Annotated in this window: 20 protein-coding genes; 6 read left to right on the forward strand and 14 right to left on the reverse strand. The window is 64.2% G+C overall.

All coding sequences use genetic code 11. The annotated features are described in order from the left end of the window. The coding region (locus CV103_RS01465) for a cation transporting ATPase C-terminal domain-containing protein (RefSeq protein ID WP_211314325.1) at positions 1-556 on the forward strand (556 nt) is incomplete at its 5' end. 425 nt (positions 557-981) lie between these two features. Here the strand turns inward: CV103_RS01465 and CV103_RS01470 are convergent. The 6 genes from CV103_RS01470 to CV103_RS01495 form a co-directional block, all read right to left on the reverse strand. After that, a complete protein-coding gene (locus CV103_RS01470; protein WP_107393746.1) occupies positions 982-2,496 on the reverse strand; it encodes a catalase in 1,515 nt (504 codons plus the stop codon). A gap of 58 nt (positions 2,497-2,554) precedes the next feature. Then, positions 2,555-3,376: a universal stress protein gene (locus CV103_RS01475; RefSeq protein WP_107393793.1), complete on the reverse strand. Its 822-nt coding sequence runs from the start codon at positions 3,374-3,376 to the stop codon at positions 2,555-2,557. Positions 3,377-3,440: 64 nt separating this feature from the next. Beyond that, positions 3,441-4,346 carry a ribose-phosphate diphosphokinase gene (locus tag CV103_RS01480; protein WP_107393747.1) on the reverse strand — a complete coding sequence of 302 codons (906 nt, stop codon included), beginning with the start codon at positions 4,344-4,346 and terminating at the stop codon, positions 3,441-3,443. Next, entirely contained in the window at positions 4,346-5,908 is a 1,563-nt protein-coding gene (locus CV103_RS01485) for a thymidine phosphorylase family protein (RefSeq protein WP_425443812.1), read from the reverse strand. The genes CV103_RS01480 and CV103_RS01485 overlap by 1 nt, the downstream gene beginning before the upstream one ends. Next, on the reverse strand, positions 5,905-6,942 hold the full coding sequence (locus tag CV103_RS01490) for a zinc-dependent alcohol dehydrogenase family protein (RefSeq protein ID WP_107393748.1): 1,038 nt from the start codon (positions 6,940-6,942) through the stop codon (positions 5,905-5,907). Before CV103_RS01490 ends, CV103_RS01485 begins: the two co-directional genes overlap by 4 nt. A 37-nt stretch (positions 6,943-6,979) precedes the next feature. Beyond that, positions 6,980-7,816, reverse strand: coding sequence for a universal stress protein (locus tag CV103_RS01495; protein ID WP_107393749.1), 837 nt, complete (start codon positions 7,814-7,816; stop codon positions 6,980-6,982). Positions 7,817-7,983: 167 nt separating this feature from the next. Between CV103_RS01495 and CV103_RS01500 the strand changes: the two genes are divergently transcribed. Next, entirely contained in the window at positions 7,984-8,796 is an 813-nt protein-coding gene (locus tag CV103_RS01500; RefSeq protein ID WP_170112524.1) for a universal stress protein, read from the forward strand. Positions 8,797-8,814: 18 nt separating this feature from the next. Here CV103_RS01500 and CV103_RS01505 read toward each other — a convergent pair whose 3' ends face one another. Genes CV103_RS01505 through CV103_RS01515 form a run of 3 tightly spaced genes read right to left on the reverse strand, consistent with a single transcriptional unit; the run spans position 8,815 to position 11,043 of the window. Continuing rightward, complete coding sequence (locus CV103_RS01505) at positions 8,815-9,852, reverse strand: zinc-dependent alcohol dehydrogenase family protein (RefSeq protein ID WP_245896604.1); 1,038 nt, start codon at positions 9,850-9,852, stop codon at positions 8,815-8,817. Beyond that, positions 9,852-10,373, reverse strand: coding sequence for a GNAT family N-acetyltransferase (locus tag CV103_RS01510; protein WP_245896605.1), 522 nt, complete (start codon positions 10,371-10,373; stop codon positions 9,852-9,854). Before CV103_RS01510 ends, CV103_RS01505 begins: the two co-directional genes overlap by 1 nt. 19 nt (positions 10,374-10,392) lie before the next feature. Next, positions 10,393-11,043 carry an NAD(P)H-dependent oxidoreductase gene (locus CV103_RS01515; RefSeq protein WP_170112525.1) on the reverse strand — a complete coding sequence of 217 codons (651 nt, stop codon included), beginning with the start codon at positions 11,041-11,043 and terminating at the stop codon, positions 10,393-10,395. A gap of 181 nt (positions 11,044-11,224) precedes the next feature. Here CV103_RS01515 and CV103_RS01520 point away from each other — a divergent pair, with 181 nt between their 5' ends. After that, the gene (locus tag CV103_RS01520) at positions 11,225-12,646 is read left to right on the forward strand and encodes a bifunctional enoyl-CoA hydratase/phosphate acetyltransferase (protein WP_107393752.1); all 1,422 of its coding nucleotides are present in this window, start codon (positions 11,225-11,227) and stop codon (positions 12,644-12,646) included. Then, on the forward strand, positions 12,643-13,833 hold the full coding sequence (locus tag CV103_RS01525) for an acetate/propionate family kinase (protein WP_107393753.1): 1,191 nt from the start codon (positions 12,643-12,645) through the stop codon (positions 13,831-13,833). Before CV103_RS01520 ends, CV103_RS01525 begins: the two co-directional genes overlap by 4 nt. Positions 13,834-13,847: 14 nt before the next feature. Here the strand turns inward: CV103_RS01525 and CV103_RS01530 are convergent, their stop codons facing one another. The 3 genes from CV103_RS01530 to CV103_RS01540 form a co-directional block, all read right to left on the reverse strand. Further along, entirely contained in the window at positions 13,848-14,261 is a 414-nt protein-coding gene (locus CV103_RS01530; RefSeq protein ID WP_146163361.1) for a hypothetical protein, read from the reverse strand. Between the two features lie 117 nt (positions 14,262-14,378). Further along, positions 14,379-16,211 carry a CHASE3 domain-containing protein gene (locus CV103_RS01535; RefSeq protein WP_170112526.1) on the reverse strand — a complete coding sequence of 611 codons (1,833 nt, stop codon included), beginning with the start codon at positions 16,209-16,211 and terminating at the stop codon, positions 14,379-14,381. Positions 16,212-16,312: 101 nt separating this feature from the next. Beyond that, the gene (locus CV103_RS01540; RefSeq protein WP_170112527.1) at positions 16,313-16,711 is read right to left on the reverse strand and encodes a response regulator; all 399 of its coding nucleotides are present in this window, start codon (positions 16,709-16,711) and stop codon (positions 16,313-16,315) included. Between the two features lie 339 nt (positions 16,712-17,050). On the opposite strand from CV103_RS01540, the gene CV103_RS01545 reads away from it, so the two are divergent. Then, on the forward strand, positions 17,051-17,398 hold the full coding sequence (locus CV103_RS01545) for a response regulator (RefSeq protein WP_245896606.1): 348 nt from the start codon (positions 17,051-17,053) through the stop codon (positions 17,396-17,398). A gap of 130 nt (positions 17,399-17,528) precedes the next feature. Here the strand turns inward: CV103_RS01545 and CV103_RS01550 are convergent, their stop codons facing one another. Further along, positions 17,529-18,278 (reverse strand): SpoIIAA family protein, encoded by a 750-nt coding sequence (locus tag CV103_RS01550; RefSeq protein ID WP_107393758.1) that lies wholly within the window; start codon positions 18,276-18,278, stop codon positions 17,529-17,531. Between the two features lie 12 nt (positions 18,279-18,290). Further along, positions 18,291-18,659 carry a hypothetical protein gene (locus CV103_RS01555; RefSeq protein ID WP_107393759.1) on the reverse strand — a complete coding sequence of 123 codons (369 nt, stop codon included), beginning with the start codon at positions 18,657-18,659 and terminating at the stop codon, positions 18,291-18,293. A gap of 85 nt (positions 18,660-18,744) precedes the next feature. Between CV103_RS01555 and CV103_RS01560 the strand changes: the two genes are divergently transcribed. Continuing rightward, complete coding sequence (locus CV103_RS01560) at positions 18,745-19,431, forward strand: NnrU family protein (protein ID WP_107393797.1); 687 nt, start codon at positions 18,745-18,747, stop codon at positions 19,429-19,431. Positions 19,432-19,467: the final 36 nt, after the last annotated feature.

Consider the following 19,467-nt stretch of genomic DNA (forward strand, 5'->3'; position numbering starts at 1 on the left):
ACGATCAGACCAGACAACCGATCCTACCGGCCATCATAGTCGCCGCTCAACCGGCCATCGTAGTTGTCGCCGCGCACTCGATGGTGCCGACAGCGAGGATCTTGCCAAGCCACATGCCTGGGACATGGCTGCTATCATGCGCTTCACGGCGATCATGGGTCCGCTCTCGTCGATCTTCGACATCGCGACCTTCGCCTTGCTGATCGGCGTCGTCCATGCCGGCATCGGCGAATTCCGCGCCGCCTGGTTCATCGAATCCATGGCATCGCAGATTCTCGTGGTGTTCGTGATCCGGACCAGCCTGCCGTTCTGGCGGAGCAAGCCGCACCGCGCGCTGACGGCAAGCGCCCTTCTCGGTCTCGCCAGTGCGGTGGTCCTTCCATTCGGACCTTGGGCAGGCCTCCTCGGCTTCACAAGCCCCAGTATCGGGCTCGTGGCCGGAATTGCGGCCCTCATCCTGATCTACCTCGCCGCGGCCGAACTGCTCAAGGGCTATGCGCTCCGCGCGGCACCCGCAAAGGCCCTGAGCGCGCGTCTCACCAGAATGCCGGTCTAGGCGTGCATGCGGTGCGGGCGTGAGGTTTCGTCCGACGGCACGATACCTGGCCGACGATCGAACCAAGCGGCAGATTTCCTGCGGGGAGCGCCAGCTGGACCTGATCTACTGCGCGCTGCCCGGTGCGCCGCACCTGTCGGCTTTACGGCTTAGGAGCCTATGCTCCTTCGTCCGCGCTCACACCCCGCACGCGGACATCTGCTCCCGGGCAAAGATGCTCGATGCTCTCGGTGGGTTTTGGCTCAGGACGCTTTGCCGAGCGCGATCGGCGCCGGGAAGCCTGAAGGTCGCCCTCCGCATCATCAGGGATGCGCGCATAGCGGGCCGAGACCGTGCTGCCGGCCCGCTGTAGTCCGATATGCAAATGCGCCGGCAATCGCCATGCTTCGCGAAGTAAGGCATGGCGATTGCCGGTCAGCGCGTGATCAGTCGGCGAGCTCCGGCTCTGCGGAGAGTTCGGCCGGCCCCTTGGCGGTCATGCCGAGTGCCTGCGCTACGCCGGCGCCATAGGCCGGATCGCAGCGCGTGCAATTGTCGATGTGGCGCTGTTTGATGAAGTCAGGGGCATCACCCATCGCCCGGGCCGTGTTCCCGAACAGCACCTGCTGCTGCGCGGGACTCATGATCTGGAACAGCCGTCGAGGCTGCGTGAAATAATCATCGTCGTCCTCGCGGTAATTCCAGAAATCGGCGTCGCCGCGGATTTTGAGCGGCGGCTCCCGATAGTCCGGCTGGTCGACCCACTGTCCGAAGCTGTTGGGCTGGTAGTGCGGCAGGCCGCCATAGTTGCCGTCGACGCGACCATAGCCGTCGCGATGGTTGCTGAAGACCGGGCAGCGCGGGGCGTTCACCGGGATCTGGTTATAGTTGACGCCGAGCCGGTACCGCTGGGCGTCCGCATAGTTGAAGAGACGCGCCTGAAGCATCTTGTCGGGCGAAAAGCCGATGCCGGGCACGACGTTCGACGGCGCGAAGGCCGACTGCTCGACGTCCTGGAAGAAATTGTCGGGGTTGCGGTTCAGTTCGAACTCGCCGACCTCGATCAGCGGATAGTCGGCTTTGTACCAGACCTTGGTGAGATCGAAGGGGTGGAAACGGTAGGTTTCGGCATCCGCCTCCGGCATGACCTGAATGAACATGGTCCATTTCGGAAATTCGCCGCGTTCGATCGCGTCGTAGAGATCGCGCTGATGGCTTTCCCGGTCGCCGCCGACCAGGGCCGCGGATTCCTTATCCGAGAGATTGGCGATGCCCTGCTGCGTGCGGAAGTGGAACTTGACCCAGAAGCGTTCGCCCGCCTCGTTGTAGAAGCTGTAGGTGTGGCTTCCGAAGCCGTGCATGTGGCGATAGCTCTTCGGAATGCCGCGGTCCGACATCACGATCGTCACCTGGTGGAAGGCCTCAGGGAGCAGCGACCAGAAATCCCAGTTGTTCGTGGCGCTGCGCATATTGGTGCGCGGATCGCGCTTCACCGCCTTGTTGAGATCGGGAAACTTGCGCGGGTCGCGCAGGAAGAAGACCGGCGTGTTGTTGCCGACCATGTCCCAGTTGCCTTCCTCGGTGTAGAATTTGAGAGCGAAGCCACGAATGTCGCGCTCGGCGTCGGCCGCGCCGCGTTCGCCGGCGACCGTCGTAAATCGCGCGAACATTTCGGTCTTCTTGCCCACTTCGGAAAAGATCTTCGCGCGCGTGTAGCGGCTGATGTCGTGGGTCACCGTGAAGGTACCGAACGCGCCGGAGCCCTTCGCGTGCATCCGGCGTTCGGGAATCACCTCGCGCACGAAATTCGCCAGCTTCTCGTTGAGCCAGACATCCTGAGCGAGGAGCGGGCCGCGCGGCCCTGCGGTGAGCGAGTTCTGGTTGTCGGGGACCGGGGCACCGAAGGCCGTGGTCAGGTGGGTGACGGGGCATGTGCCCTTGTTCAGAATTTCGTCGGACATCGGGATGTCTCCTCTCCGGTTTTGGCGAGCCGACCCTGCCGGGCCCGCCTGCGAGTGATCAGTGCGAGAAAAGCAGCGGGAGCGGCGCTCCGGCGATGAGCTCGCGGGTAACGCCGCCCAGGACCATCTCCCGCAGACGCGAATGACCATAGGCGCCGAGCACCAAGAGGTTTGCGCTATGCTGGCGAGCACCCTGGACCAGCGTCTCGGCATCGGTCTTTTCGAGGGCGTTCAGGGTGACGACGTTCGTCGCGAAGCCATGCCGCGAAAGATGACGCGCGATGTCCGCGCCCGGGTCGGAACCGTGTCCCTTCGTCGACGGGCGGCCGTCGAGCACGAGCACCTCGACCTTGGCGCCCGATGCGGCGATGCCTGTCGCATCCCGCAGGGCATGGGTCGCCTCGCGCGACGCATTCCAGCCCAGAGCGATATGATCGAAAGTGCGCGGCTGATAGCCATTCGGGAGCACGAGTACGGGCCGTCCCGACGCGAAGAGAATACTTTCGATCGTGTCGCGCCGGACCGGGGGATATTCGTAGGTATCGGCGGGGCCGAACAGGACCATGTCGGCGTAGCGGGCCTGGACGGCCGCCTTCGTCAGCATGACGCCCGGCTGGTCTGAGATGGTCCGAACCTCGATGTTCGAGAGCCGGGTGCGCTCTACGAGACGCTTCTCCTTCGTCTCGACCGCCTCGACGAAGTCCTGCAGGATGACATAGGGCGCGCCCCACATGACCGCATAGTCGCCCGAGGGGATGACGGAGAGCACCAGAAAGGTGAGCCGGGCCTCGTGAAACTCGGCAAAGCTTAGTGCATCCTTGATGAATTGCTCATCCTTGTCGCCTGTGTCGACGACTGCGAGCAGATCCTTGATCGCCATGCTGACCTCCATGCTGGTTTACACCACAGCTATCGGAAGGCGGGCGGCGGTTCATTTGGGTGTATTACGTAATTCGTTTCGCGGCCGGAGCGCCGGTTTCGTGCGCCAGCGCATCGCACAGAAGCGGCGCGAGCTCGATGGCGTTGCTCGGGTGCATGACGGCGTTCGTCGTCACCGCGCGGCAACCTAGTGCGCTGAGCGCTTTCTCGGCGCCTGGAGCGAAGATGCCGTGGACCGCGACGCAGACGGGCGGCGGGAAATCTTGAGCGATGATGCGGCGCGCGGCGTCGGCGAGCGTCTCTCCCGAGGAGATCACATCGTCGACGAGCACCGGCACGCGCCCACGCCAGGCGGAAAGATCCGTCGCCTCGACGCGCACGTCGCGATCGCCCATTCGCGACTTGGAAAAGACGACATGCGGCGCGCCGCAGGCGGAGGCGATCGCGCCGGCCCATTGCTCGCTTTCGCTGTCGGGCCCGATGATCAACGGCCGCGCGATATTGGCGCCGATCCATTCGGCGAGAAGACCGGAGGCGCTGAGAGCGACCGCGTCGATCGTGTAGACCTCGGAGAGGCTCCGGTAGCGGTGGAGGTGCGGATCGACGGTGATCAGCCCGTCGCATTCCTGCGATAGCAACTCGGCGAACTGCTTCGACGTCAGGGCTTCACCGTCGTGGAACCGGCGGTCCTGGCGCATATAGGCGAGATAGGGAGCGACGAGCCGGATCGATCGGGCCCCGCTTTCCCGCAGGAGGCGGCACGCGAAGAGGAGCGAGAGAAACTGTGCATCCGGCCGCGCGAGCGTACAGACGATGGCGACGTCCTGGCCCGCGACGTCCGAGTGAAGCCGAAGGTAGCTTTCCTCGTCGGGAAACCGCCGAACCTCGAGAACGCCTACAGGCCAGCCGCGGCGGTCCGCAATGGCGGCGGCAAGGGCTTCATTGCCCGGCATGGCGAACAGCATCGGCATCAGCCGGCGATCGCGATCATATCGGGGTTCGCGGCAGCGTAGGCCAGGGCATAGGCCATTTCGCCCTGGGAGTCCGCGTAGAGGGAAAGGAGCGGCTGGCCGGCCGCAATATCGTCGCCAAGCCTGACTGCGAGCCTGAGGCCGGCTGCGGGCGTATCGGGGGCGCCCGCGAGCTTTGCGAGACGCGCGATCCGGCGGTTGTCGATATGGGTGACACGCCCGCTATGGCGGGCGGTAATCTCCTCGACCAGCGCAGCTGCCGGAGGAATACGGGCACCGCCTTGCGCGGCCCTGATCCGCTCGAACTTCGTCCACGCGGCTCCGCTCGTGAGCGTGGTTTCGGCAAGCGCAAGACCGCCGCCGGCCGCCGCCGCTCCGCCCAGTTCGAGAATCGCGCCGGCGAGAAGGCAGGCGCGATCGCGCAGGTCAGGCGGCGCGTCGGGTTCGCCTTTCAGCACCGCCAAGACGTCCAGGGCTTCGAGAGCTGGACCCACCGCCCGGCCGACCGGCTGGTTGCCGTCGGTCCGGATACACTCGATCTGGACGCCAAATCGGGCTGCGATCGCCGAGAGCCGCCCCGCCAGCTGGTCGGCCGCTGCAGCGCTTCGGACCTTGGCCGTTGGTCCGACGGGGATATCGATGACGACATGGGTCGCGCCTGCCGCTATCTTCTTCGACAGCACCGAAGCGACGAGCTGTCCCTCGGTGTCGATGTCGAGCGCACGCTCCACGCCGATGAAGATATCGTCGGCCGGGCTGAGCCGGACGGCCCCGCCCCAGGCAATGCACCCTCCCTCGGTCGCGACCACCTCACGCATCTGGGCCACGTCGAGGTCGACGGGCGCGAGCGTTTCCATCGTGTCGGCGGTCCCTGCCGGCGACGTGATCGCGCGCGAGGATGTCTTCGGCATGGTGAGGCCGCGGGCCGCGACGATGGCGACGATGATCGGAGTCGTCCGGTTGCCCGGCAGGCCGCCGACGCAATGCTTGTCGACGACTATGCCTTCGGGCCAACTCAGGCGCTCGCCCGCATCGACCATCGCCTTTGTGAGGAAATAGGTCTCGTCCTCGTTCAATGGGAGCGCGGCGCCCGCGGTCAGGAACGCGGCGAGATGGACATCGGAATATCGGCCCGCAACGACATCCTGGACGATCTGGGCGATGGCGCGCTGGCCAAGCCTGTGGCCGTAGATACGTTGCCGCACGCAGGCGATCGATTCGAGTGGCGGCGCATGACTGACCCTGACGAGCTTGCCCTCCTCCGCGCCGAGCGCGGCCCATGCGGATTCCGAGAGGCCGATCTCATCCGGCCCCAGCATGTCGCCCTCGACCTGGAAGAGCGTCGCCGCGATCGGGCGTCCTCCATTCTGCACGAAGATCTGGGTATGGGCGGCGAGCCCTTCGGCACGGCAGACCGGACTGTCGGTGCTCATGAGAGCCACGAGCTCGTGATGCGTATGGAGGCCGAGCTTGCGCGCCCTGGCCAGAGACGGTTCTCCGTCAACCGCGACGTCGAGACCCTTCGGAACTGCGCCGCCGCTGGCCGTTACCGGGACATTCACGCTTCGATGACCACCTTGAGAGCATGGCTGTCGGCCGCATGGCCAAACGTCTCGTAGGCTTGGAGGATCTCGCCGAGGCCGAAGCGGTGGGTAATCAGCTTGGCGGGCTGAAGGCGACCGGACTGTACTGTCTTGAGAAGCATGGGCGTGGTCACGGTATCGACGAGGCGGGTGGTGATCGTCACGTTCCGGGACCATAGGTCTTCAAGGTGGAGATCGACCTTCGTGCCGTGCACGCCGACATTTGCGATGACGCCGCCGGGCGCCACGAGCTTCTCGCAAAGTTCGAATGTCGCCGGCACGCCGACTGCCTCGATTGCCGTGTCGACGCCCTGGCCGTCCGTGAGCTCGCGTATCTTCTGCGCAACGTCTTCGCGGCCACTGTTCAGAACGTGGGTGGCACCGAACTGCTGCGCGACGCCCAGACGATTGTCGCCGAGATCGATCATGACGATCGATGCCGGAGCGTAGAACTGCGCGGTAAGTAGCGCCGCGAGCCCGATGGGCCCCGCGCCCACGATCGCGACGCTGCTGCCAGGGCTGATCTTGCCGTTCAGAACCCCGCATTCGTAGCCGGTGGGAAGGATATCGCTCAGCATCACGAGGGCTTCCTCGTCGGCACCGGCGGGGATCGGATGAAGGCTGTTATCCGCGTGCGGAATACGGACAAATTCCGCCTGGGTGCCGTCGATCACATTGCCGAGGATCCAGCCGCCGTCGCGGCAATGGGAATACATGCCGCGGCGGCAATAGTCGCAGCGCGCGCAGGACGTGATGCAGGAGATGAGGACATGGTCTCCCGGTTTGTAGCGGCTGACGGCCGAACCGACCTCCTCCACGATCCCCACCCCTTCATGGCCGAGGATGCGGCCGGGCGCGCATGTGGGGACATCGCCCTTCAGGATGTGGAGATCCGTGCCGCAGATCGTCGTGCGGGTGATCCGCACGATGGCGTCCGTGACCGCCTGGATCGCAGGCTTGGGACAGTCGTCGAGGCTTTTCTGGCCGGGGCCGTGATAGACGAGAGCTTTCATGCGGGATCTCCTCGCGCGTTGGCGCGTCATCTGAGGATCAATGAACGAGGACGACCGGGACCTGTTGGTAGCCGATCAGTTCGCGCGTCACGCCGCCCAGGATGAATTCGAGGGCACGCGAGCGTCCATAGCCGCCGACGACAAGGGCATCGGCACCATGCTGCGCGACGAACCTTTGCATGGTGTAGGCCGCGCCACGCTTGCAGGAGGGGATCGCATGGACCTCGACCCGAAGGCCGTGCCGGGCGAGGTGGCGCGCGATGTAGCTGCCGGGCACGGCCTGGCCAGCCTGATAGTTTTCGATCTGGTCGACGACGAGAATGTCGGTGCTCGCTCCGGGCTCGGCCAGGGTCAGCAGAGTGCGCGTCGCCCGGAATGATTCCAGCGAGGCATTCCATCCCAGCGCCAGGTGGGTGAAGGCGCGGGGCGTCCAGTCGGCCGGCATGATGAGAATGGGAGTACCCGTGAACAGAACGGTCTCGCTGATGTGCCGCCGCAGTGCGTCGTCACGCCAGCGCTCCGCGCCAGGAATGAGCACGATGTCCGCGGACCGGCTTTCACCTCTGGCCGCCCTCGGCAGGACCGCGGGGTCATCGAGAAGTCCATGGACGTCGACATCGACCGGCGAATCCTTGACGCGCGTTCGCACGGCGGCGAGATGCTGGGCGCCCAGCTCTTCGGCGACGCTCAGCGCGAGCGCATAGCCATATGGTTCGGCCGCGGCCGCGAGAGAAACATTCTCGCTGGCGACGATGATCGTCAGGCAGGCATCGTGCAAGGCGGCGAAGGCAACGGCCTGATCGACGGCGGGCAAGGATGCGTCGTCGCCATCGACGATGGCGAGGACGTCTTTGATGAGGGAATTGTTGGTCATGGCGCAAGGATGACGCCAATCCAGGACGCCAGCACTCCGTAACTTTACCAAGGTCTCCGCTGGCTTACGTATAGTCCCCGATTGGCCCCTGAGGCGCCTCAGGACATGTGATGCTCCCGGCCAACTGTTGTGCCGGACTTTTGACGTTCGATGGCAAAGGTGAGCAGATGACGAAGCGCGCTATCCTTGCTCTGGTGGATCCATCAGAGGCTTCCGAGGGATCGGCGGCGGCGGCCCTCGCCTTTGCTGGACCGTTCGGCGCGGACGTGACGGTAGGGCTCGTCGCGGCGGTTCCCGTCCCAGGGGACAGGACCTTTCCGCCTCACCTCTCGAAGCAGCAGTTCAACGAGCTGCTCGAAAAGAAAGAGCAGCAGACCTGGTCCTTGGCGCACGCCAGTGGCTGCGAGGTTCGGATATTCATCGATCCTGTCGATGCATTGCTCGACGCGATTGTCCGGGCAGCGCGGTGCTTCGATCTCATTCTGCTCGGGCCGGTCACGGCGTTCGACCGGGACCTGCGGTTGATGCTGATCGAAAAGCTCCTGCTGCATGCCGGCAAACCCCTTGTTCTTTTGACTGGCCAAGGGCCGGCGCATCGGCCGGCCAGGGTGGTTGTCGGCTGGGATGGCGGAACCGAGGCGTCGATCGCGCTCGATCGTGCGCTCGAATGGACCGATGCGCACGCGCGCTTCGATCTGATCTCGGTTTTGCCGATGAACTCGCCGCTGTCGCTGCGGAGCGAGGCCGACGACATGTGCGCACGCCTCACGCGCCGGGGCCACGCGGCGGTCAGCAGCATCGCCCGGCGCGGTCATCTGTCGACAGCTGCGACATTGCTGGGCCGTGCGGTCGCCGAGAGCGCCGACCTGGTGGTCGTCGGAGGTTTTGGGCATTCTCGATTGCGCGAAGCCCTGGTGGGCGGGGTTACGAGCGAAATCATCCGGGGCGAGCACACCCTGCCGGTCCTGATCGCGCACTGATCCGCCGCGGAAAGTCCATCAGGCCAGCGCCCCGTTCCAAACGGCTTGATCGGGCACCAGCACGGCGGCTCCCACAAGCGTGCCCTCCCGCAGCTCCCCCAGGGCAATATTGGCATCGGTCATCGGAAATCTGGTTGTGACCGACCGGACCGCGGCCTTCTGCGCGACGTCGAAAAAGCTGATCCCGTCCTCTCGGGTCAGGTTCGCGACCGAAGCGATCGTTCGTTCTCCCCAGAGGTCAGGATAGGGGAAGGCGGGGATATCGCTCATGTGGATCCCCGCGCATATCACCCTCCCGCCCTTGTGAACCGCTCTGAGCGCAATCGGCACGAGTGCGCCCACGGGGGCGAAAATGATCGCCGCATCGAGTTCGTCAGGGGGAAGCTCGTCGGATGACCCCGCCCAGCAGCAACCCAGCGAGCGGGCGAAGCTTTGCCCTTCGAGATCGCCAGGCCGGGTAAAGGCATAGACGTCGCGGCCCTGCCAGAGAGCGATCTGGGCAATGATGTGGGCGGCCGCCCCGAAACCATACAGACCGAGGCGCGCTCCGTCGCCCGCCGCACGAAGCGACCGCCAGCCGATCAGGCCTGCGCAAAGCAGCGGTGCGGCCTCGACATCCGAAAACAGGTCCGGGATCTTGAAGCAAAAGTGGGCGTCGGCAATGGCATGAGTCGCGTAACCGCCGTCGCGCGTGCAACCGGTGAAGCCGGGCGTATCGCAGAGGTTCTCGTGGCCGGTGCGGCAATAGGCGCAAGCGCCGCAACTGTTCCCCAGCCAGGGCACCCCGACGCGCTCGCCCGTTCGAAAGTCGGAAACGCCCTCGCCTATCGCTGCGACACGCCCAACGATCTCATGGCCTGGTACGATCGGCAGCTTCGCCGTGACCTCGCCGTCAAGGATGTGGAGGTCGGTGCGGCAAACGCCGCAGGCCGCGACTTCGATGAGCAGCTCGCCAGCTTGCGGGACCGGCAAGGATCGAGCGACGGGATGGAGCGGACCGCCCACCGCGTCGAGTTGCATCGCGAACATGGGCTGGAGACGAGATTCGACTGCCATCAGCCCAGTTGCTTGGAGACGACGACAAGGGTGGGATCGTCGCCGTAGGGTTTGACGGTGAAGCCGGAATCGCGTTCGACGTCGATCGCAGCCTGATTGTGACGGTCCTCGACCGATTCCAGCGTCTTGATCCCGATCGAGCGGGCATAATCGGCTATGTGGTCGAGAAGGGTCCAGCCGATGCCGCGCTTCTTGTGATCGGCGCGCACGACGATCGCGACTTCCGCACGGTTACGGCCGCTATCGCTGGCAACGAGCCCGGTCGCGACCAGACTGCCGTCGGCAAGGGCCAGAAAATCCTCGGTCTGCTTGTGGTCGACATCGACCATTTGCGCGATCTGATCATCCGAGACGCTGTTCACGCCCGAGAGGAAGCGAAAACGAAGATCATCGGTGGCGACCCCGGCGAAGAACTCGCGCAAGAGAGGGCCATCGTCTCGTCGCACCGGCCTGATCTCGAGTTCGAGTCCCGAACGGGTCTTCAACCGTGTCGTGTCTTCCATCGCAATCGCCTCCGTCATGGCATGCTCCATCCGTTCGTCAGTTTTCCGCGATTCCGCGCGGATGGACCAGGCTTGCGATCCGGCGCGCGGCCTCTTCGACCTCGACCAGATGCTCGCCCACGAAGCGCGGCCGAAGCCCTTCCACGATTGATCCGAAATGGATGTGTTCGGTCGATTTGAAGAGCAGGGCGTTCCGCAGATAAGTGTCGAACAGGTTTTTGAGCGAGAGCCAGGCCCCCTGCTCGTCGAGCCACTGCTTGGCTGATCCCGAGGATGAGAAGCTGACCAGGTGGCCGCGCTCTCGCCCCGGCGCATCTTCGCGCTGCCGGAAGCCGCCGTAACGGGTGCTCGCCGCAAAGACTCGATCGATATAGCCCTTCAGCATCGCCGGCGGTGCTCCCAGCCAGATCGGGTAAACCAGAACGATAACGTCGGCCCGGTCTATAAAATCGAGCTCGGTCGCGACATCGGCGGGCGGCGAACTGCTCTCTCCCGGCGACAGCTCGCCGGCCGAGAGGACGGGATTGAAGCCCAGACGGTACAGGTCGCGCAGTTCGGTGCGGTGGCGGTAGCCCTCGACGGTTTCGCAGTATCGGTGTGCCACCGCCAGATTGAAACTGTCGGGCTCGGGATGACAGACGACGACCACATGCAAGGGATAGTGTTGCAGGGGCTGGGGCTCGGGCATGGCGGATCTCCGGTTGCGATCATAACGCCGACAGGCCCCCGAAGGTGCTGGGAACATTACGTAGCCAGCGACGAAGGGATGGGGGTTTCCCGTAATGCCCCATTCAAGAGACGGTGTCAGAAGCGGGCGGCGAAGGTGATGCAGTCCGTCACGCGCGATCAAATCTGTTGGAGCGTAATTCATGACCGGTGGGGAGCTGATCGAGAACCGCACCTTCGACGAGATCGCGGTGGGCGACGAGGCGAGCGCGACGCGCACCCTGTCCGTGGAAGATACCGAGCTTTTTGCTCTCGTCTCGGGGGACGTGAACCCTGCCCAGCTCGACCCTGGCGACGCGGCGACGAACCTGTTCCACCACGTGATTGCCCATGGGATGTGGGGCGGAGGGTTGATATCGGCTGTCCTTGGCACGCAACTGCCCGGCCCCGGCTCGATCTATGTCAGCCAGTCGCTCCACTTTCTGAAACCGGTGGATCTCGGAGACACCATCACCGCTCATGTTCGCGTCGTGGAAAAGCGCGCGGAGGACTGCACGGTCGTCCTCGACTGCCGCTGCCTGAACCAGGATGGCGCCGAGGTGATCACCGGCCAGGCGGAGGTGCGGGCGCCCTGCGAAAAGATCAGCCGGCAACGGGTCGCGCTTCCCGACGTCCGTGTCTCGCACCACGACGCCTATAGGCTCCTGATCGAACGAACGCAGGGTGCCGATCCGCCCGCCACGGCAGTCGTCCATCCCTGCACGGCGCAAGCGATCATCGCCGCTGTCGATGCGGCCCGCGAGGGATTGATCGAACCGATCCTGGTGGGGCCTGCGAAGAAGATCCAGGCGGCGGCGAGGGAGGCCGGCCAGGACATCTCGGCATTCCGCCTTGTCGATGCCGAGCACAGCCATGCCGCCGCGGCCAGGGCAGTCGCGCTCGTGCGAGCCGGCGAGGCCAGGCTGCTGATGAAAGGCTCGCTCCACACGGACGAGCTGATGGGCGCGATCGTGGCGAGGGACACCGGGTTGCGCACCGAGCGGCGCATCAGCCATGCCTATGTCATGGACGTGCCGGGACATCCCGCACCGCTGATCATCACAGACGCGGCGATCAACATCACCCCCTCGCTTGAGGAAAAGGCCGACATCATCCGGAACGCGATCGATCTGGCCCACGTTCTGGGGATCGCCGAGCCTAAGGTCGCCATTCTTTCCGCGGTCGAGACGGTCAACCCGATCCTTCCCTCGACGCTGGAGGCGGCCGCCCTTTGCAAGATGGCCGACCGCGGGCAAATTCTTGGCGGTATCCTCGACGGACCACTGGCGCTGGACAATGCTATCAGCGAGGCGGCGGCACAGGAGAAAGGGATCGTTTCGCCAGTGGCGGGCAAAGCCGAGATCCTTGTGGTTCCCAACCTCGAGGCCGGGAACATGCTCGCCAAGCAGTTGACCTTCCTTGGCGGCGCGGATGCTGCAGGGGTCGTGCTCGGCGCCCGCGTTCCGATCATCCTGACCAGCCGAGCGGACAGCCTCCGAACGCGGCTCGCCTCCTGCGCGATCGCCGCCCTTCTCGCCCGCGCGGCGCCAAAGGCGGCCCCTGGTCTTCCGGTACCAGCATCATGAAGGCGGTCGTCAGTCTCAACGCGGGCTCGTCGAGCATCAAGTTCGCGCTGTTCACGCTCGACGATCCTTCTGTTCCGCTGCTCGCGGCGAGCGGCAAGATCGAGAAGATCGGGATCGAGCCGTCGCTGCGCGCACAATCGGCCGCCGGTAGCGTGCTGGTCGAGCGGACATGGCCAGGGGGCGCGGATCTCACCCATGCCGATCTGCTGAAAGACCTGTTCGCCTGGGCGATCGACCATCTCGGAGACCGCGAGGTTGTGGCTATCGGGCACCGTGTCGTCCACGGCGGAACGCAGTTTGCTGCGCCGGCGCTGGTGGACGATGCGCTGCTTGCCGAACTCGAGACGCTGTGCCCGCTTGCGCCGCTTCACCAGCCTCACAATCTCGCTGCGATCCGCGCGGTGCGCAGTCTGAGGCCCCATCTGCCGCAGGTCGCCTGCTTCGACACGGCATTCCACCACGGCAAGCCGGAGGTTGCATCGCGGATGGCGCTGCCGCGCGAATTCCACGATCGCGGCGTGCGCCGCTATGGATTCCACGGGCTGTCCTACGAATATATCGCAGCGGAGCTTGGTCGCATCGCTCCGGACCTCGCGGCTGGACGCGTCATCGCGGCCCACCTCGGGAACGGCGCCAGCCTTTGTGCGATGGCGAACGGACAGAGCATCGACACGACGATGGGTTTCACTGCCCTTGACGGCCTTATGATGGGGACACGATGCGGGTCGCTCGATCCGGGCGTGGTGCTCTACCTCCAGTCCGAACTTGGCCTGAGCGTGTCGGAGGTCGAGGACCTGCTCTACCGAAGATCGGGACTATTGGGGGTCTCGGGTATCTCGAGCGACATGCGCACCCTCTCGGCCAACGAGAGCCAGGCGGCCGCTGAAGCGATCGAGTTGTTCGTATGGAAGGCGGCGCGCGAGTTCGGAGCGATGACGGCCTCCCTTCAAGGGGTCGACGCGCTCGTGTTCACGGCCGGCATCGGGGAGAATCATGCCGGCGTTCGAAACGGGATCTGCAAGCGGCTCGAATGGCTTGGTGTGCGGCTCGACGATCGCGCGAACGAAGCCAATGATTTCCGAATCAGTGCGCCCGAAAGCCAGGTCGCAGTGCTCGTCATTCCGACCGATGAAGAGCGGATGATCGCGATGCATACGATCGCCGCCCTCAACCGGATGGCAGGGTAACCGCCAACCGCGCCTCAGACAAAAACGACCTCGGCTCCTCCGCGGATGCGAAAGGCGTCGGCTAGGACCTTGCGGATCATGATCCGCGCCGACCAGACCGCCCACAGGAAGGGCAAGCCCTCGGTGGGAGCAGAAGGCTTCCTGTCGTCCGCGCATTGCAGGATGTCGACGAGCGCCTGCTCGTCGCTCGTGAGCGCATCGGCCGAGCCGACCGCGAGCGGCCGGCGGATCGTCGTCTCGAAGAACCGGATGAGGCTGTCGAGCACGGGGGCGAGCATTCCGCAGTCATGCGGCGCAAGCGTCCGGTAAAGATATTGCTGAACCGGGAGCGCCCGCCGACGCGCCTCGTGCCACGAACGGATCGCTGCGACCACGAGGCTGGCGCCCGCGGGCACGGCGTGAGTGGGTGGCATGGATATATGCAGCACGATCGCGCTCCGCCTCCTTATTGCGACTAATTCGCAAACTAGCGGAGAGTGTCTTCTCCGGCAAGCAGCGCAAGCAGATAGAGGCGAGGCGACCGGCGGGGCGCGATGATGCGGTTGCTAGGGGTCTTTGCGTAGGACCTCGACCAGACGGCGCCCAAGCTGGTCTGGTCCGAATGGCTTCTGGATGAAGTTCACCCCGGCATCGACGACGCCGTTATGAACGATGGCGTTGCGGGTATAGCCGGTCATGTAAAGCACCCTGATCGCGCCATGGTCCGCCTGCGCCTTGTCGGCCAGTTCGCGCCCGCTCATGCCCGGCATGACGATGTCGGTGAGCAGAACATCGACCCGATCGAGACTTGCGAGCTTTTCCAGAGCTTCGCCGCCGTTGACGGCTATGGCGACGCGGTAGCCGAGCTCGAGCAGGATTTCGTGGGTCAGGTTGCGGACCTGATCGTCATCTTCGACCAGCAGGATCAGCGCGTCGAACGGAGCCTGATACGATTCCGCATCGAACGCCGAGGTCTCCTGACTTTCAGGGCGCGCGAAGCTGCGGCGCAGGTATAGCTTGACCGATGTGCCCTGGCCGATCTCGGAGTAGATCTTGATGTGGCCGCCCGACTGCTTCACGAAACCGAATACCTGGCTGAGGCCAAGCCCGGTGCCCTTGCCGACACCCTTGGTCGTGAAGAAGGGATCAAATGCCTTTTCGATGACCTCGGGCGGCATTCCCGATCCGTTGTCGGTGATCGAGACCAGCACATATTGGCCGGCGGTCACCTCGGTGTGCGCGGCCGCGTAATTCTCGTCGAGGAAGGCGTTCGACGTCTCGATCGTCAGCTTGCCACCATCGGGCATTGCATCGCGCGCGTTGACGCACAGGTTGAGGATCGCGTTCTCGAGCTGATGCGCGTCGATCTCGGTGTGCCAGACGCCGCCTGTCAGCACTGTCTCGATCGCGACCGGCTCGCCGATCGTGCGGCGCAGCAATTCCGACATGTTGATGACGAGCTTGTTGGGATCGACGACGCTGGGCTCGAGCGGTGTCTGGCGCGCGAAGGCAAGCAGCCGCGCCGTCAGTGAAGCCGCGCGCTTCGCGCCTTCCTGGGCAGTCCTGAGCGCGTCTGCGGCCTTGTCCGGTTTGCTGGTCAGGCGTCGCATCGCGAGTTCGATGCTGCCCATGATGACTGACAACATGTTGTTGAAGTCGTGCGCGATGCCGCCGGTAAGCTGGCCGATCGCCTCCATCTTGTGAAGCTGGCGAAGCTGGGCCTCGATTTGTTCGCGATGAGTGACTTCGTCGCGCAAGACCCCGTAAGCATTGTCGAGATGATCCCGGCTCTGCTCCAGCGCCTGGTAGCGTGCGCTGGCGTCCCGGAGGGCATAGGCCATGAGCGCGATCAGTCCGACAAAACCTACGCCCAGGGCGATCTGCAACCCGCTTCGCTGCCGCGCCGCGCTTCGCTGCCTTTCGGAGAGCAGCCGGTTCTCCTCTGCGCTCATCTCGCCCAGGGCCGCCTTGGCCCCTTCCATATACGCCGTGCCGGTGCCACTCGCCGTATGCTCGGCCGCCGCGGCAAATCCTGCGGCATTGAGCTTGGTGAGGCCGAGATTGAGGGCGTCGATGCGACCGGCGAGCTGCGGCTTGAGCTTCGCCATCGCGCGGCGCTGAATGGGATTATCGGACGTGATTTCCGCCAGCTCGGATTGTTGGGTCGCAATCGCCTGGAGGGAGGTTCGAAAATTGTCGAGATATCCGCTCTTGCGAGTGATGAGGTAGGCGCGCTGCTGGGTTTCCGCGGACTGGATGGATGACCATAGCTGTGTGATGCGGTTTTCGACGCTGAGGGTGTGCCTGACCCACTCCTCGCTTCGTCGTTGTTGCTCGCTGAGGTAGAAAGCCCCCATCAGCAGCAGCGCCAGCGTCACCGCGCCGATGGCCAGGAGCAAGAAAGTCGAACGACTCCTGCGCCTGTCATCACTCCGGTCGCCGGTCGTTTGTTCCACGGTTCGTAAGGCATCCCCCATCGTCGTTCTTCCTCGGCCGCGATCTAGCTATTGGGAGACAGGGCGATCTCAGCGATGACCCGTTCGAGATCCGCGAAGGTGAACGGCTTCGCCAGGCAGTGCAGGGCAAGGTCGCCGTCGCTGGCATATTCTCCATAGCCGGAGGCGAGGACAATCGGCAGTTGGGGGCTTCGCTGTCGCACCGCGGCCGCCAGTTCAGTGCCTTTCATGTCCGGCATGGATTGGTCGGTGATGACGAGATCGAAGTGCGAATCATCGGCCAGGAAGGTCAGCGCGTCGGGGCCGGATGAGGCACAGACCGGGACATGCCCAAGATCTTCGATCATGTCTGCCAGATGATAGAGAAGAAGCGCTTCGTCATCGACAACCAGAATTCGCAACGGATTGCTATCAGGCTCATTTTCCGAATTCTTCTGGAGCATTGCCGCCTCTTCTATGGTTGCTTCCGACTGCCAACCTTCTACTGATGGCCGCAGGCCTGTGATCCTTCCATGCGCGGCGAGCGCCCGAGCACAATCTCCCCGGTGAGCGCGGGACTTCTTACAACCGATTAGCCCCATGATGGCAACCGCGATCGCGCCCTGAACGCCGGCGCGCACGAATTGGCGGGTTTGTTCTCCGGCGACGGGAACCAAACGCGCTTTTCTCTGGTTATAGGCGGTTACACTATAATCTCCGGCGCTCCCGGCGCGCCGAAGTGAGCAAAGCAGGGCGGGAGCGGGGTGAGCAGACACGAACTGGGAGACGTCGGACGAACCATCTTGGTCGTCGACGATGAACCGCTGATCCGAATGAGCCTTGCGGCATTTTTCGAGGACGAGGGCTTTGTCGTTTTCGAGGCCGACAGCGCCGACACGGCCGTTGCAGCTCTGGAGAGTCATGCGGCGATCGAGATTGTCGTAACGGACGTCCAGATGCCAGGTTCGATGGACGGCGTTAAGCTGGCGCACGTCATCCGCAACCGCTGGCCGCCGACGATCCTTATAGTGTCCTCTGGTGTCGCAAGGCTGACGGCCGCCGATCTGCCGTCGCGCAGCGCCTTCGTGGCGAAGCCAGTCGACGTTCAGCAGCTTATCAACGAGATCGAGCGGCTAAGCTGGGCCGCTTAGTGGCGCGATAAGACGACCGAAGGCTTTGTGATCGTCGGCACCTGATCCAGCCAGCCCCACCCAAATCGGGCAGTGGGGGGGACCACGGGGCCCCTCTCCCTTCGGTGCGTTGATGGGACGAACGGCTTCCCTAGGTGAGCAACCAGGTCCGGGCGGCCTCGAGATCGCTCTCAGGGAAATGGCGGATCTCCATATGAAGGAGAGGATCGGCGACCTTCGCCACGCCGTCCAGCCAGGAAGGACCTCCCACGACCGCATAGCGGGCAACATGGCGAAGCAGGGTCAATTTGAGCTGGAGATATTGGGGGTCGGCGAGGATCGCCGGGTCAAAGCCCGCGAAATGTTTCACATGATTGAGGAGTTTCAGCTTCGCGCCCGGCCGCGCGAGCGGCGAGAGATGCGCGTAAAGCGCGTCGATGCCGTCGCGGGTCACGCGCCCATCGACCTCGAAGGCAACGATGTCGTCATCCCCGTTGGAGATGACGCGCAGCGTCTCGGGCCGCGCCGTGGCTGCATCGCCCTTGACCCAGGCAAGCGCATGTTCGCGCTGGTCGGGCGTATAGACCTCATAACTGACAAACGGCAGGAGCGCGCTTTCGATGCGGGAGGCGACGCGCACCCAGCTTTGATCGCTCACGATCGCTATACGGCCGAATTGCTTGAGGCGTGTCAGATAGTGGAAGCCTTGGCTGAGATCGCTCCACCAGGCCTCCTTCGGCATGCCCGTGAAGCCCAGAACCTCGACGAACAGGTGAACCTTGCCGCCGCCTTTGAACGCGGTGTCGAGGCGACGCATCGCCTGATCGACATCACCCTTCTCAAGCTTGCCCGAAATGGAGAGGATGACGATGTCGTCGTGCTCGGTCTGATCCTTCAACATGGCTTCGCTTCCTCAGGATTGCGCGTCGTCGCACTCGGCGATGCGGAATGGTTGAACTTCGCCGTCATTCTCGGTGAGCGTCAGATATTCGTCCTTCCGGATCCGATGGGTCTCGAGATGGAAGATCGGCTCGTCATCATCCTCACCGACGGCGTAGGACAAGGCCCATCCCCGCTCGGTCCGGATGACATAGCCGTGGCGATCCGGCTCGCCATCCCAGATGCGTCGGACGGTGGCGCGGGCAGGCTCTGCCTCGATCGCCGCGGCATCGATCCGGCCGGCGTCATCGACAGGCAAGGACAGGATGTATTGCCGTGAGGTGGACCCTTCGGGAAAGTCAGGGGTTCGGGCGAGCTCGAGGCGGATCGTTTTCCAGGTCATGCCTCTGGTCTAGCGCGGGGCCGTCACCGGAGAATTAGGGTCTTTACGGATGCCGGACCCGGCGCGAGCGGGGCATTTTGCGCAGATGGCCGATTTCGTCGCTATCTTGCTCCTGTTTCTGGCCAGTCATAGCATCCCGGCACGCCCGGCGCTGCGCGCGCGCCTCGTGAGGCTGCTCGGCGAGAAGCTCTATTTGGCAATCTACGGAGCGGTGTCGACCGCCCTTCTCGTGTGGCTGATCGTCGCAGCGCGGCACGCGCCCTACATCCCCTTATGGCCGCAAACCCTTGGTCAATATTGGGTGCCGATCCTTGTCATGCCGCCAGCTCTTTTCCTGGCCGTCGGCGGGCTGCTGTCGCCAAACCCGCTTTCGGTCGGTTTCCGGGGCGCAAGCTTCGATCCTGCTCGGGCCGGTATCGTCGGCATCACCCGCCATCCGCTTCTTTGGGCCTTTGCGCTCTGGGGGCTCAGCCATGTGGTTCCCAACGGCGATCTCGTTTCAGTCATCATGTTCGGCGGATTTGCTCTATTCGCGCTCGTCGCGATGCCGGTGATCGACCGGCGCAAACGGCGTGAGCTGGGACCACGGTGGGAGGAACTGGCTGCTATTGGCCCCACTCTGCCGTTCGCGGGAGTATCCAGGCGCTGGGCCTGGCCGAGGGGACTCCTGTCCGTCGCGATCGTGGCAACGATCGCCGCCTATGCTGGCTTGCTGTTGACCCATCCGTGGCTTTTCGGCCCTGATCCCACAGTCGCTTTTCAGAAGGGCTGAGCGCGGGACAGTTTAAGATGTATTTTGCTTGCATAT

It is taken from the genome of Edaphosphingomonas fennica, assembly GCF_003034225.1.
Taxonomy (GTDB): domain Bacteria; phylum Pseudomonadota; class Alphaproteobacteria; order Sphingomonadales; family Sphingomonadaceae; genus Sphingomonas_E; species Sphingomonas_E fennica.

Excerpts from the sequence above, each read along its gene's own strand:
- CV103_RS01500 (WP_170112524.1), top strand. The coding sequence starts at position 7,984 with ATGACGAAGCGCGCTATCCTTGCTCTGGTGGATCCATCAGAGGCTTCC.
- CV103_RS01520 (WP_107393752.1), top strand. The coding sequence starts at position 11,225 with ATGACCGGTGGGGAGCTGATCGAGAACCGCACCTTCGACGAGATCGCG.
- CV103_RS01540 (WP_170112527.1), bottom strand. The coding sequence starts at position 16,711 with ATGCTCCAGAAGAATTCGGAAAATGAGCCTGATAGCAATCCGTTGCGA.
- CV103_RS01525 (WP_107393753.1), top strand. The coding sequence starts at position 12,643 with ATGAAGGCGGTCGTCAGTCTCAACGCGGGCTCGTCGAGCATCAAGTTC.
- CV103_RS01505 (WP_245896604.1), bottom strand. The coding sequence starts at position 9,852 with ATGGCAGTCGAATCTCGTCTCCAGCCCATGTTCGCGATGCAACTCGAC.
- CV103_RS01495 (WP_107393749.1), bottom strand. The coding sequence starts at position 7,816 with ATGACCAACAATTCCCTCATCAAAGACGTCCTCGCCATCGTCGATGGC.
- CV103_RS01470 (WP_107393746.1), bottom strand. The coding sequence starts at position 2,496 with ATGTCCGACGAAATTCTGAACAAGGGCACATGCCCCGTCACCCACCTG.
- CV103_RS01480 (WP_107393747.1), bottom strand. The coding sequence starts at position 4,346 with ATGCCGATGCTGTTCGCCATGCCGGGCAATGAAGCCCTTGCCGCCGCC.
- CV103_RS01475 (WP_107393793.1), bottom strand. The coding sequence starts at position 3,376 with ATGGCGATCAAGGATCTGCTCGCAGTCGTCGACACAGGCGACAAGGAT.
- CV103_RS01550 (WP_107393758.1), bottom strand. The coding sequence starts at position 18,278 with ATGTTGAAGGATCAGACCGAGCACGACGACATCGTCATCCTCTCCATT.
- CV103_RS01560 (WP_107393797.1), top strand. The coding sequence starts at position 18,745 with ATGGCCGATTTCGTCGCTATCTTGCTCCTGTTTCTGGCCAGTCATAGC.
- CV103_RS01515 (WP_170112525.1), bottom strand. The coding sequence starts at position 11,043 with ATGCCCGAGCCCCAGCCCCTGCAACACTATCCCTTGCATGTGGTCGTC.
- CV103_RS01555 (WP_107393759.1), bottom strand. The coding sequence starts at position 18,659 with ATGACCTGGAAAACGATCCGCCTCGAGCTCGCCCGAACCCCTGACTTT.
- CV103_RS01490 (WP_107393748.1), bottom strand. The coding sequence starts at position 6,942 with ATGAAAGCTCTCGTCTATCACGGCCCCGGCCAGAAAAGCCTCGACGAC.
- CV103_RS01510 (WP_245896605.1), bottom strand. The coding sequence starts at position 10,373 with ATGACGGAGGCGATTGCGATGGAAGACACGACACGGTTGAAGACCCGT.